At 46.4% G+C, this 13,486-nt stretch carries 10 protein-coding genes and 1 riboswitch; of the genes, 3 read left to right on the top strand and 7 right to left on the bottom strand.

Annotation, left to right across the window (positions count from 1 at the left end):
- From BUA78_RS19180 to BUA78_RS19170, 3 genes are all read left to right on the top strand, one after another.
- On the top strand, positions 1 to 867 hold an 867-nt coding region (locus tag BUA78_RS19180), incomplete at its 5' end, for an S-layer homology domain-containing protein (RefSeq protein ID WP_139257467.1).
- A gap of 401 nt (positions 868 to 1,268) precedes the next feature.
- Positions 1,269 to 4,370 (top strand): ATP-binding protein, encoded by a 3,102-nt coding sequence (locus BUA78_RS19175; protein ID WP_084082520.1) that lies wholly within the window; start codon positions 1,269 to 1,271, stop codon positions 4,368 to 4,370.
- A gap of 94 nt (positions 4,371 to 4,464) precedes the next feature.
- A complete protein-coding gene (locus BUA78_RS19170) occupies positions 4,465 to 5,691 on the top strand; it encodes a response regulator (RefSeq protein WP_084082519.1) in 1,227 nt (408 codons plus the stop codon).
- A gap of 100 nt (positions 5,692 to 5,791) precedes the next feature.
- Here the strand turns inward: BUA78_RS19170 and BUA78_RS19165 are convergent, their stop codons facing one another.
- The 7 genes from BUA78_RS19165 to BUA78_RS19135 form a co-directional block, all read right to left on the bottom strand.
- Positions 5,792 to 9,040, bottom strand: a complete 3,249-nt coding sequence (locus BUA78_RS19165) for an SNF2 helicase associated domain-containing protein (protein ID WP_072917752.1) — start codon at positions 9,038 to 9,040, stop codon at positions 5,792 to 5,794.
- A 139-nt stretch (positions 9,041 to 9,179) separates the two neighbouring features.
- Positions 9,180 to 9,833, bottom strand: a complete 654-nt coding sequence (gene thiE, locus BUA78_RS19160; RefSeq protein WP_072917750.1) for a thiamine phosphate synthase — start codon at positions 9,831 to 9,833, stop codon at positions 9,180 to 9,182.
- 11 nt (positions 9,834 to 9,844) lie between these two features.
- Positions 9,845 to 10,657 carry a bifunctional hydroxymethylpyrimidine kinase/phosphomethylpyrimidine kinase gene (thiD, locus tag BUA78_RS19155; protein ID WP_072917747.1) on the bottom strand — a complete coding sequence of 271 codons (813 nt, stop codon included), beginning with the start codon at positions 10,655 to 10,657 and terminating at the stop codon, positions 9,845 to 9,847.
- A gap of 18 nt (positions 10,658 to 10,675) precedes the next feature.
- The gene (gene thiM / locus BUA78_RS19150; protein WP_238456886.1) at positions 10,676 to 11,485 is read right to left on the bottom strand and encodes a hydroxyethylthiazole kinase; all 810 of its coding nucleotides are present in this window, start codon (positions 11,483 to 11,485) and stop codon (positions 10,676 to 10,678) included.
- A gap of 93 nt (positions 11,486 to 11,578) precedes the next feature.
- A riboswitch (TPP riboswitch) is annotated at positions 11,579 to 11,687 on the bottom strand.
- Positions 11,686 to 12,459, bottom strand: coding sequence for an NAD(+) diphosphatase (nudC, locus tag BUA78_RS19145; RefSeq protein WP_072917745.1), 774 nt, complete (start codon positions 12,457 to 12,459; stop codon positions 11,686 to 11,688). It overlaps the preceding riboswitch by 2 nt.
- 50 nt (positions 12,460 to 12,509) lie before the next feature.
- Positions 12,510 to 13,136 carry a CPBP family intramembrane glutamic endopeptidase gene (locus tag BUA78_RS19140; RefSeq protein ID WP_072917744.1) on the bottom strand — a complete coding sequence of 209 codons (627 nt, stop codon included), beginning with the start codon at positions 13,134 to 13,136 and terminating at the stop codon, positions 12,510 to 12,512.
- A partial coding sequence (locus tag BUA78_RS19135) for a UbiA family prenyltransferase (RefSeq protein WP_175549086.1) occupies positions 13,136 to 13,486 on the bottom strand: 351 nt, incomplete at its 5' end. The genes BUA78_RS19140 and BUA78_RS19135, both read right to left, overlap by 1 nt.

Genomic DNA, 13,486 nt, shown 5'->3' with positions numbered 1-13,486 from the left:
GATGTCAAAATCGCCGCCTCCACCCTGGAGGCTCGGAACAACAATCAAATGGTAGTTGATCCGGTAGAATTCGTGATAACCGCTACAAATGCCGGTAAGACAGTGGAGAGCACCAAATTCAACACCTACGTAGAGCGAATCATCGCCCTCCCGGAAGGAGTCGATGCAAGCAAAATCACCACAGGCGTCGTGTTTAACCGCGACGGAAGCTTCTCCCACGTTCCAACGGAAGTGTTTGAAAAGAATGGAAAATGGTATGCCAAACTGAACTCCCTGACCAATTCAACCTATTCAGTCATCTGGAACCCGGTAACGGTGAGTTCGGTGGAGAATCACTGGTCGAAAGCCTATGTTAACGACATGGCATCCAGGCTGGTCATAAAAAATCCTGAGAGCTTCACACCGGACGGACAGATTACAAGGGGAGATTTTGCGGAGTATGTTGCCAAAGCTCTCGGTATATACAGAACGGGCGTAGCCAAAGCGGGAGCGTTCCCTGATGTGGCAAGTGGCAACGAACTGGCAGATGCCGTTACGGTGACATCCGAATATGGAATCATAGCCGGATATCCTGACGGAACCTTCAAACCGGAAGCAAAAATCACCCGGGAAGAAGCGATGATCATGTATGCCAGAGCCATGGACATAGTAGGATTGAAGGAAAAGAACAACAACAGAATCGAGAGCTATCTGGACAAACAGGAAATAAGTGGCTGGGCCTACGAGGGCGTCAAGAAAACCGTCAGTGCCGGAGTATTCAACGGCAAAACGAAAGCGACCATCGACCCGAAGGGAATGCTCACCTATGCGGAGGCGGCCACAGCCATCCGCAACCTCCTGACAGAAACAAAAATGATTAATAAGTAATAACCATAACAGTAGCGGCAGACCACAGCATATTGGCCGATCTGTTATAAAAATACAAAGAATCCTTCTGATAGTGAGTGGAAATTTGCTGTCAGAAGGACTTTTTTGTTTCCAATAAAAAAGGAAGAATCCATATAAATGTTGAAATAATTAGAAAAACTTAGCTTGCGCCAAGTCTTTAGACGCCGGCAGAAGCTTAGTTTGCCCTTATGCATGTCGAAAAGTTCATACTTTCCGATATGCCAAGTAAAACTTTATTTTTCATAAATAATGAGCACTTGTGAATGGATGCCTAAATGGACAGCGTCTTTGAACAGACACTGAGAGACTCCATGCAACAGTGAAGATGATACATAAAACACAGGCCAGCTTCATTTGCCTGTATAATAAGGAGACTCGATGTGAGAAAAAGAACGATCTATTCTTTCCTGAGCGTGGTTTTTTCCCTTGCCATCGCCCTGGGATTGCTTTTTTTTGCCCTTGAGTGGGATGATTCCAATGCGCCAAGGGCCGTTAAGGGCGTGCTTGACGCCAAAGCGTATGATTTTGACGCAGAGGGACCTCTTCTGTTAAATGGTGAATGGCAGTTTGTGGCCGGGAAGCTGGCGGATACTGCCTACTTTGAGCAGCACCAAAACATTTCCCACTACGTACCTGTTCCTTCCGAATGGACCCGTTATCAAACAGACGGGCACCCGATGCCCCCCTACGGCAGTGCCACCTATCGCTTGCGCGTGCAATTGCCGGAGATGAACAGGGTCATGGGTGTAAAGACGAATAACATTCGCATGTCCAACGCCGTGTGGATCAATGGAGAAAAGGTGGGTCAAAGCGGAACCCCGCAAGAAGACGCTTCCTATCAAGCCCGTAACACGCCGTACGTTACTTTTTTCCCGCTCGAAGGCAATGAACTGGAGATCATCGTTCAGACGGCCAATTTTCACTATGGCACGGGCGGGGGCATCATCAGTTCTTTGTATCTGGGTGATGAGCAAAGCATCCTCCGGATACTGGATCTTCAACGTATGTATGACTGGGTGATGCTTGTATCTTTTCTGACCATGGGAATCTATTTCTTCAATTTTTACTTCTTTTTAAGAAAATATAAAGAATTGCTGTTTTTTTCCTTAGCCTGTTTTATGTTCGCTCTTTATACCGCCACCCATGGCGAGAAACTGTTGCAGATCTATTATCCTCAACTGCCTTATATTTTATTTTTAGGATTGCAAAGGCTTTCTGGTACCCTCATGGGCATATTCCTATCTTTGTTTTTTTATTTCCTTTTTCCTCGTCTTTCCCATCAAAAAATTCTTTACGCCGTCCTGACGATCGGCGGCTTGATGCTGATTTTGATCTGCAGTCCTGCTCATTTCAACATGGGCTCGCAAGTAGAAGTGCTGAAACTTAATATCCTTTTTCCGTTTACTGTATTCATCCATATTTTCTATATTCAGGTGAAAGCCGTACAAACGGGGGAAGCGGGGGCTTCTTTTCTTATTGTTGCTTCTTCGGTCACCATCCTGTACATCGCTGTGGGCATTTTGAATGTGTACAACCAAATGAACCCTTCAATCCTGCCGCCCCTCATACCCTTTATTTACATGCTTCTGCTCTCCCTGTACATATCCAATCGCTTTGTGAGCATCTACAAGCAAAATGAGGCGCTATCTGACCGGCTTATACAGGCGGATCGCTTCAAAGACGAATTTTTGGCCAAAACATCTCATGAGTTTCGCACGCCGCTGCATGGCGTTATGACGTTGGTTCAATCCATGCTCACAAACCCTGCCTCCGGCCCGCTGACCCCGGAACAAACCAACAAACTGTTGCTCGTTACGGAGATCTCCAAACGATTGGCCTTTTTGGTGGAGGATATTGCGGATCTTTCCAAACTTAAACAAGGGCAATTGAAAATCCAGCCGCAAGATGTGGACCTGCACACGATATCCCATCTGGTGATAGAAGTTTTTGCCCATGTCCTACCCGGTCACATGACGCTGCGCAATCTGGTTCCGCCGCATATTCCTTATGTGCGGGCTGACGAAAACCGGCTCCGGCAAATTCTGAACAACCTAATTGACAACGCGGCCAAACATGCCGGCACCGGTAGTGAAATTGAACTTTCGGCCTGGGAACAAGCCGGCTTTGTGGTGGTGTCTATCAAAGATGCGGGACCGGGCATTGCGCCGGAAGAATTGGAAAAGATTTTTGAGCCTTACCAGCAAGGGGCAATTCCGTCCCAAAGACCTGGAGGCGTCGGCCTCGGATTGGCCATTGCCAGGCAATTAGTGGAATTGCAGGGAGGACGCATTTGGGTCCAATCAGAACAAGGAAAAGGCGCCGTCTTTTCCTTCACCATCCCTGTGGCAGACACGGAGAAGGTCCGCCCAATTGACCTTTCCCTCCAGGAGCCGGCAAATTTCCGAATGGCTCCGGTTGCCTTCCCGATGCCCAGAATGGTTGAAAAGGGCCACGGCAAAAAAATCATCATTGCCGATGACGACCATACGAGCTTGCGCGTACTCATGGAAGCGTTGGAACCGGAAGGATACTTTCTCATCGCCGTCGACAATGGACAGGCTGTGTTGGATCTATTGGAACAGCGTGCTGATGTGGATTTGATCATTCTGGACATCATGATGCCGGGCTTGTCGGGTTATGAAGTATGCCGGAAAATCAGGGCATCCTATAGCATTGCTGAATTGCCCGTGCTCATGCTGACGGCGGCCATTTTGCCGGAAGATATGGTGGCGGCCTTTCAATCGGGAGCCAACGACTTCCTGCACAAGCCATTTGACCTGACGGAATTGAAAAGCCGGATGAGCAGCTTGCTCAACCTGAAAGAAGCCGTCGCCACAGCTTCCAGGATGGAAGCCGCTTTTTTGCAGGCCCAAATCCGCCCACATTTCCTCTATAATGTGTTGAATTCCATTTTGTCATTAAGCTATATGGACATCGAAAAGACGCGCAAGCTCATCACCGAATTCGCCAATTTTTTGCGAGGCAGCTTTTCCTTTAGTAATATCAGTCAGTTTATACCGTTGGAAAAAGAGCTGGCCCTGATCCAATCCTATATCATCATCGAAAAGGCGCGTTTCCCCGGGAGATTTCAGTTTGAGCTGGCTGTGGAGAATAACTTGCGCTGTTACCTGCCGCCCCTTTTATTGCAACCCCTTGTGGAAAACGCTGTCCGTCACGGCCTGGCCAACCGGCAGGAGGGAACAGTATCCCTAACTGTGCGGCGGGATGGCGACGGTGTTATCTTCCAGATTCGGGACAATGGCGCTGGCATGTCCGAGGCGCAAATGGAGCGCATCCGGCAGCAGCAACCACTTCACGGGGACGGGGTAGGCCTGTTGAATCTTTTCAAACGGATTAAGCAACACCCGGGATTTTCCGTTGTCATCCACAGCGCGGAAAATGTGGGCACAACCATCGTCATCACTGCGCCTTATAGAGATACGCTGTCCGAAAAGAAAACAGCCTCCTGTGAAGGAAGCTGAAAAAGCGAAAAGCTTTTGCCTTTTCTCGCAACAAGCTTGCCGCAAGCTTATTGAAGCGATTTGTTCAGAAATTGTTCAGCCGCCTTCGCTATAATTGAACAAGCAGGAGTGGTTTCTCCACTTCCCGCATTTTTCTACTCGTTTCGCCAAATCTTGCAAACTCTTTTTTCTGTTGGCAATACCGGCCTCCTATGATTTTAATTTGAAAGAAGGAAAAATCTTGCTTCGGGCCATAGCTGTAGATGATGAAATTCTGGCGCTGTGCTTGTTGGAAAATCTATTACAAGAAATAGGCGGCGTCAACATGATTGGAACCTTTACCGATATAACCCGGGCTTTGCCAGCTATTGTTGAGGAAAAACCCGACATCGTTTTTCTGGACGTGGAAATGCCAGACCAAAACGGCCTTTCCCTGGCCGAGCAATTGACAGACCTGAATGATGAAACCAACATTGTCTTTGTCACCGCCTATGAGCACTACGCGCTGCAAGCTTTTGGCGTCCGGGCGGCGGATTATATTTTGAAGCCCATTGAAAAAGACCGGCTGGCTCAAACCATCCGCCGTTTTTTAAAATGGACCGGGAGAGTTTCTAGGCTTGATGTTGAGAAGCGCTGTTTCCAGGCGCATTTTTTGGGTAATTTCAGTCTGCGTGATCCAAGCGGAGACTTGATTAAATGGCGCACCAAGAAGGTAAAGGAGCTTTGCGCCTACCTGCTGCATCATCGCCAACCGGTCCACCGCAGCCAAATTATCGATGATCTGTGGCCTGCCGTGGCTCCGGACAAGGGGAGTATTCTGTTGCATAGCACGGTTTACCAATTGAGAAAGACTTTAAAATCCTTAGACTGTGAGAACCCGATCCTTTACGCCGGTGAATTTTACACGCTGTGCCTGGAAGCGGAGAGTGATGTGCACGAAATCGAAGAAATACTCACTTGCCTGTCTCCGGCGAACGAGCAAGTCATTTTAAACTTGCTGCAATACGCCAATAAGGACTATCTGGAACAAGAAGACTGGCCTTGGTCCCTAGGCGCTAGGGAGAAGTTGCGCGAAGCCTGCAAACATTGCTTGGAGGGCTATGTTTTTTCGACGCCCGCAACCTCCTCGAAAAGGGGGGCGCGCAGGGCGAGTCTGGAAAAATTGATTGACATGGAGCCATTCGAAGAACGCTATATTCAAGAATTGATCCGGCATCATTTGGACTTGGGCAATAGGCGGAAGGCGCTGGAGACGTATCGGAAACTGGAAAAGCTGCTGACGGAAGAATTGGGGGAAAAACCTCAGCTTGAGACACTCAGCCTGGTGCAAAACTTGTTTTAAACGGACTAAAAATAACAAGAAGCCCAATCCATGAGACCACGGACGAAAGTATTTTTCCGTGGTCTCATGGATTGGGCCGGCTGCAAAACATATGAAATTTTTAAATGCCCAGTATTTCTTTGAGGTCCTCCTCCGATAGGCTGGACAGCTTTGTTTCCCCAGATTGGATAACTTGTTCAATTAATTCTTTTTTTAGTTGTTGCATTTCATATATTTTTTCCTCAATGGTTCCCCTGGCGATGAGCTTCATCACCTGAACACAATTTTTTTGTCCCATGCGATGGGCCCTCCCTGCCGCCTGTTCTTCAATGGCGGGATTCCACCACAAATCGTATAAAATGACGGTGTCGGCACCGGTTAAATTAAGTCCGGTTCCCCCTGCCTTTAACGATAGTAGAAAAAGTTCCTTTTCTCCCTGATTAAATCGCTGGGTCATTTCTACCCGGTCTTTAGCCGGGGTTTGTCCATCGAGGTAAAAGTAGCTCTTGTTTTGGTGGTCAAGCTTCTCCCGGATAAGCTGCAGCATGCTGGCAAACTGAGAAAATACTAGCAACCTGCGCTTATTTTCCAAGGCATTTTCAATCATCTCCATCAGTTGCTCCAGCTTCCCGGATTGCCCGCTGTAGTTTTCCAGAAAGAGGGCCGGATGACAGCATAATTGTCTAAGACGAGTTAACCCTGCCAGAATCTTAATACGGCTTTTTTCAAACCCTTCCTTTTGTAAAGAATCTTTGGTTTCTTGGCGTATTTTTTCTAAATAGGCCAGATACAGCTCCTTTTGTTCTTTGGTTAATTCCGATTGATGAACGGTTTCAATTTTCTCCGGCAGTTCTCTTAGCACTTCTTGTTTTACCCTTCTTAAAATGAAGGGCCTCACCATCCGGGCAATCTGCTCCCGGGTGAGATTGCTAAAGGCACGTTGACTTTGGAAAAAACCTGGCTGAATAGCATCGAAAAGGGACCAAAGTTCATCTAGGGAGTTTTCAATGGGCGTGCCACTCAAGGCAAACCGTTTGCCAGCCCGGATCTGTTTTACTGCTTTGGCTGCTTTAGTTAAATGATTCTTAATCGCCTGGGCCTCATCTAAAATGAGGGAGTCAAATTCTTTTTCTTCGTACAACTCCAAATCCTGCCGCAATAAGGGGTAAGAGGTAACGAAGACATCCGGTTTAGCTTGCCGCAGCAATCTGCCCCGTTCGTCCGGTGTGCCGTATACCACGACGACCTCTAAGGACGGTGCAAATTTGGCAAACTCACTTTTCCAGTTGTACACCAGTGAAGCAGGGCAAACAACCAGCGAGGCTCGTCTCCCTTCCAGCGTGCCGTTTTTTTCGGAGAGAAGAAAGGTAATGGCTTGCAAGGTTTTGCCCAGACCCATATCGTCGGCTAAGATACCTCCCAGCCCATAATGAGCCATGGTTTTTAGCCACTGATAGCCAACCTGTTGATAATCCCGCAGGGTTGCCTTTAAATCCGAGGGCAGCACAAAATCAATGGCATCGGGGTTTTTCAGATCCTGGAGTAAACGGCGAAATTTCTTACCGAGCTTTACAGCATCCCGATTTACGCCGTTGATGATTCCATCCAGCTGCAACCCCCGATAAACCGGGAGCCGGGCAACGCCCTCAGCCAATTGCCCTTGCGAAAGGCTTAATTCCCCCAATAACTGGTTCATCATTTGAAAGGCCTCATCCTCCAGAGAAACGAAAGCACCACTGGTCAAGCGGTAATATTTCCTCTTTTCCACCACAGATTGTAAAATTTCTTTTATCTCTTGGCGATCAATTCCTTCCAGATCAAAGCTGACCTCCAATAAGTTCCCCTCGGAATTAATATCGATCTTGGTCATAGCGGCCTGTTGTCTGGGCACAATGAGGCTCTTGACGGCACTGGTCAAATATAACTCTGCCTGCTCTTGCAGTTTTGGCAGAGAAGTATAGAGGAAATCGTAGATTTGATCTTCTCCTTCTAGGTAACATTCCTTTCCGTTATACTTTAAAGACGTGCTCTCAAAGATTTTCATAATTGCCTGTTCTTTTTCCACCTGCCGCAGCAGGATTATTTCTTTGGCCGACTTTTCTGCTGACTCCGGCTGAAATGGGTTAATGATCATGTCACCGTAATGGTATTCTATTTGGGCCAGGATTCGTTCATCTTGTTGATCCACAAATACCTTGGCCTGTAAGTCCGGGCTGATGATTTGGTCGGACACTTGCTCCGCTATTGCCACCCGCCCCAGCTGTTTTAACCCAGGTATTACATGGGAGATAAACTGCTGCATTTGATTTTGGGCCACTTGTAAAACACTGTCGCCGGATTCTTTCAAAAAAGGATAAACATTATCAAGCAAATCTTTTTGAGCCGGCGATAATTTATAAACCATATTTTTCCGGACCAGCCAGCCATAGGCTTCATAGTAAGAGGTTTGCTGCAAAGAAGTTAAATCAATTTGGAAATCAGCCCTATTGCCTTTTTCCAAGCGGAAGGCAAAGGGTAGTTCCTCACAATGGGATTGAAAAGTGAGTCCTGTTTGTTCCTCAAAGGTGACATTTCTACCTGCTAAGCGGGAGATCAGGCTGTCTGCTATCATTGGCGGGATGGACAGTGCCCGTCCCCCCTCTATTCCGGAAGAGTAGTAGTTTTGCTGACGGTGATAAAAATCTTCCTGGTTGCTGATCTCCTGTAAGATTTGGATAATCTCTTGATCCTCTACCGAGAAATCGTATTCCGCAGGTTGATAAGTAAATTTTTTCGTAAAATAAAAGGGTTCCTGATTTTTTACGCACTGCAGGAATTCGCGAATATTTTTAACAATATAGAGTCGCTTTTCCCCTATCTTTAACTCTATTTTCAATAGTTTACTTCGGCTTGAGAAATAATTATTAATACTATATTCAACGGTTAAGCTAGGTTTTGCGTGAAACTGCTTATCTTCTCCTAGGGTGATAGCGCCCTTGACAAAGGCATCAATCAGTTGCTCTGCTTTATGATATTTATGTGAATCCAGCTTGTTTTTGCCCGGTTTTGTAATATCCCGGGTTGATCTCCCTATTTTTTTTCGCTGTATTTGTTCAATTTCAAGCAACACGGCAACAATATGTTTGCAGGCCCAATGCGTTTCAAAAGCGGGGCAGTCACAGGTAGCATCTATGTCATGGTCTGTAAAATGAACCCTTACCCCGTACATCTCACTGCCAGCCACTTGGGCATACCAACTGGCACCAAAAGAATCCGCTTCCAGTTCAATAACCCGCCCCTGCCTAAAATAGCTGACTCCCCGCTGGTAAATAGCAGCCGAACCGCACCATTTTTGGATAAAATTTATCGTTACTAAAAGATCCACTGTCATGTAAACACCTCAAAATTGGGGGTATTAAAATCCACCATTACACGACTTTATTTTATCATTATCTGTAACTCTTGGCACGGAAATGCAGTGTCTTCTTCGGCTGCGGCTCTTTAGTGAGTATGTCTCAGGAGCCGTCCCGCTAACCGTAAACGGCTTGGCAAAGCTTTTGGGTGCTATGGATAACGGAATCAGCCAGGCTGATGGCTGTAATGACAGAAACCCCATCGGCCCCGGCGGCCATCACCAGCGGGGCATTTTCTGCCGTGATACCGCCAATACCCACCAGGGGGATGGTCAACCCCTCTTTTCTCAAGGTTTGGATAAGCGCTGTGCCGGCTGCCGCTTTGGCATCTTCCTTGGTGGTGGTGGAAAAAACAGGACCTAGACCAAGGTAATCAGCACCTTGCTGGATAGCCTCATAAGCCTGTTCTCTGGTATGAACGGATACGCCCAGAATTTTATTGCCGATTTTTTCCCTTACCGCGGCGGCAGATTCATCCTCTTGACCGATATGCACCCCATCGGCATTCAGGGAGAGGGCTAAATCCACATCATCATTGACAATAAAAGGGATCTGATGTTGTTGGCAAAGCTTTTGGATGGCTTGGGCTAATTTATATTTATCTTCACCCAGTAAAGCCCCGGTGCCCTTTTCCCGGTACTGAAATAAAGTAATCCCACCCTCAATGGCTTGGTGCATCACCTCTAACGGGTCTTGGGTGCAGTTGGTACTACCCAATATGAAATAAACCTTTAATAGCTCTCGCATCTTTGCATCTGTAATGATTTCCATCGCCCGCCTTTCTACCTATGTTTCTTCATTTTTTCTCTTCGGTAGGCCCAATGATTCGTTGGTCCATGTCCATGACCCACTTCTATTTGATTTTCTACAGCCGCCTGGATAAAATCCTTGGCAACTTGTACCGCTTCTTTTACCTCCCTGCCTTTGGCTAGTTCTGCTGTGACAGCGGCGGCAAAGGTACACCCTGTACCGTGGGTATTTTTCGTCTGGATTCGCTCACTCCGGTACTCGGTAAATTCCTTCCCATCGAACAGCAAATCCACAAGTTCACCTTCACCGTGGCCACCTTTGATGACCACATGGGCAACACCCAAATCCCATAAATATTGGGCAGCTTTTTGTCGATCTGCAAGCCTTTTGATGGTTATGCCGGTTAAAAGTTCGGCCTCTGGAATATTAGGGGTAATGACAGTTGCCAGTGGCAGGAGGTCTTTTTTCAGCGCCTCTATCGCCTCCCTTTGCAGCAAAGAAGCTCCGCCCTTGGCGATCATCACAGGGTCCACGACAACATTTCGCCACTGATAATGTTTTATTTGCTCAGCCACCACCTGAATGATTTCACTGCTAAAAAGCATCCCGGTTTTCAGTGCATCGGTGCCTATATCTTCACCAATGGACTTTATTTGTTGCTGTACAGCCTCCACGGACAAGGGATAAACCCCTTGCACACCCAAGGTGTTTTGAGCGGTAATCGCCGTAATGGCAGACATACCAAAGACTTCTAATTCTTGGAAGGTTTTTATATCAGCCAGGATACCGGCCCCGCCGCCGGAATCTGAACCGGCAATGGTTAAAGCCTTCGCTATTTTGTTCATGATTTTTCCCCTTTTATGCTAGATTTTTTCTATAACGGAGCCGTATTTAATGATTTGATCGGTTGAAACTTTCGCCAATTGATCAAGGAAGGCCACTTGAAAGCTGCCGGGTCCTGCCTGTCCTTTACTGGCGGAAGCAATTTCCGCTGCCACGCCATAGCTTACCAAGGCCGAGGCAGCTGCTAAAAGAAGGTCCTGCTCCACTGCTGCAAAGGCTCCAATGACCGAAGAAAGCAAACAGCCACTGCCTGTGACCTTGGTTAACAGGGCATCACCGTTATGGACCAGATAGGTTCGCTGACCATCGGTGATTACATCCTCTTTACCCGTTACCACTACCACCGTACCAAGTTGTCTGGCGGCTGACTGGGCCAAGGATACCACATCCCCCTGGACATCTCCGGTATCCACACCTCGTACACTCCAGTTTTCTCCCACCACATTGGCAACTTCCCCAGCATTTCCTCTGACAATAGAAACGTTAACCTCTTTGACAATTTTGCGGGCCGTGGCGGTTCGATAAGCCGTTGCCCCGGCACCAACGGGATCAAAAATTACTGGCACCTGATGCTGGTTAGCGCTTTTGCCCGCTAACAGCATGGCTGCTATTTCTTTTTCATGCAAGGTTCCGATATTCAGAACTAAAGCTCCGGCAATACTGGCCATATCGGCTACTTCTTCCGGAGCATAGGCCATCACTGGCGAGGCACCCAAGGCTAACAAACCGTTTGCCGTAAAATTGGTTACCACAACATTGGTAATATTATGCACTAAGGGATTGACTTGCCGCACCCTGTGCAGCGTGTTCGCGATATTTTGTAGTTCCAAATAACCCATTCCCTTCTTTTTTATGTCTTTGCAGCTTAGAAAAAAACTTGGCCAACGGAAAATAAAAAGAGCACCCTGCGTAAGCAAAGTGCCCCTAGTTATCTCTTCACTCCCTACGCTGGCATTATCCAACAGGTTCAACCGGTCTACGACGGCTAGTCGTACTCTCAGCTTGCTTCCACAAGCTCCCGGATAAAATATTATTTCTTAACAGTATACCAATCAATTAGCTCTCTGGCAATCGTACTTTTGGGAGAAAGGTTGGGTAGTTTATCCGCCGTGAACCATTTGGCTTCTACAATTTCTACATTATCCGTTTTTAACTCGCCTTGGGCGTATTCTACGGTAAAACCAATCATCAAAGAATCTGGAAAGGGCCACGGTTGGCTACCAAAATAACGTATATTCTTAACCTCGATACCCACTTCCTCTTTAATTTCTCTCCGCACACATTCTTCTAAGGTTTCCCCGGGCTCCACAAAGCCGGAAATAACACTAAACACATGATTGGCAAATTTTTTGTTTCTCGCCAGAAGAATCTGATTGTCCTTGATGACCGCCACAATAACAGCCGGAGATATACGGGGATAGGTAATGAAGCCGCAACTAGGGCATTGTTTGGCCCTTTCATCAAGCTTATCTTGGTTTAGGGAACCACAATTGCCACAAAAACGGCTGGTTCGGTCCCAATAAATAATTTGGTATCCCCTTCCGGCAGTTTGAAAAAGACTGTCATCAACCTGGCCCAATAGTTGTCTTACTCCCCAAAAGGCAAAGTTATCTGGTACTTGAATATCCGTTTCAATTTCAGCAGCATAGCATAAAATTTGATCCAGCTCACCAAGGTAATGTTTCCTTTTTAGTTCTATGTCAATGTCTTTTATGTCCTGGAAAGTTGGTATCTGTATGCTCTCCCCAGCAAGCTTTACCAACATGTCCTGGTTTCGAAATAAAAACAGGTAAAAATCTTCCATTGCAACCCTTCTCTACTATTATTTTTCTATCCGATCACCTTAGGTAAAAATTACATGACCGGGAAAAAGACAAATATACTCGTTGTCCACAAAGCGTGAGAAATTGTAACCATCAGGGTGTTTCTTTCTTTCCAGTAGATATATCCCCAAAATAAACCGGCAATAAAAGCAGCCATCGTTAGCATAAAGTTGCCAGAGGATATATGTACACCGCCATAAAGCAAAGCCGCGATAAACCAGCCTTGAAAACCACCAAACCTTTGCATTGACCATCTCTGCAAAAAGTTTCGCCAAAATATCTCTTCGCCCGGACTGGTGATAAACAGTAAAACGAGCGTTATAACAATCGCTTCTGCCTCTGTGCGAATGTGATATATCGATGATATTTGAGGTTTCGCAAAATTAAACATCAATTGGGACAAATAGTTACCCAAGAAAAAAATTAAGTAGAGCAATCCAGCCGAACCAACACCTATAACAATGGCTCTGAAATTTAGTTGCTCTCTTTTGTAAGGAAAGCCTCCCCACCTTATGGCTAAGATACTTAATGTGGTAGCCGCCAATCCCATTGAGAGCCAAAAGTTAAATAACTGAACCGAAAAAGTAAGATACCAAAATACAATTGCTAAAGCAATCGTCATAAAAACGTGACGGTCCTTAATTCTACGGTTATCCATTATAGCCCCCTAGAAATAAAGTCGAGCAAAAAACCACCAATAAGCATCAAGCCAAACTGCAGATGAAACTTGGCTGCAGTTGCTTCAAGCATTACTAAATATTCATTATTACCCTGCCAGGAAGCACTCGTTTGCTTGATTATTTTAACCAATCCCGGAATTAGCAAAATAGGAAGTAGCGCTGTCAGAGGTATTTTTTGAGTTGCCAGCAAAAGAATTAGTGATAAGAAGGCGCCTATATTCAAGAAATAATACAACAAGAAGCCTTTCTTCTTGCCCAGTGTTAGTGCTAAGGTATGAATCCCCGCTTTATAATCAAAGGGAACGTCTCGTAAATCATTCGCATGTAG

It is taken from the genome of Desulforamulus aeronauticus DSM 10349, from assembly GCF_900142375.1.
Lineage (GTDB): Bacteria > Bacillota > Desulfotomaculia > Desulfotomaculales > Desulfotomaculaceae > Desulfotomaculum > Desulfotomaculum aeronauticum.
Note: the sequence above shows the minus strand (reverse complement) of the source record. Positions and strands in the feature narration are given on the sequence as shown.

Excerpts from the sequence above, each read along its gene's own strand:
- BUA78_RS19165 (WP_072917752.1), bottom strand. The coding sequence starts at position 9,040 with ATGACAGTGGATCTTTTAGTAACGATAAATTTTATCCAAAAATGGTGC.
- thiE (WP_072917750.1), bottom strand. The coding sequence starts at position 9,833 with ATGGAAATCATTACAGATGCAAAGATGCGAGAGCTATTAAAGGTTTAT.
- thiD (WP_072917747.1), bottom strand. The coding sequence starts at position 10,657 with ATGAACAAAATAGCGAAGGCTTTAACCATTGCCGGTTCAGATTCCGGC.
- nudC (WP_072917745.1), bottom strand. The coding sequence starts at position 12,459 with ATGGAAGATTTTTACCTGTTTTTATTTCGAAACCAGGACATGTTGGTA.
- BUA78_RS19140 (WP_072917744.1), bottom strand. The coding sequence starts at position 13,136 with ATGGATAACCGTAGAATTAAGGACCGTCACGTTTTTATGACGATTGCT.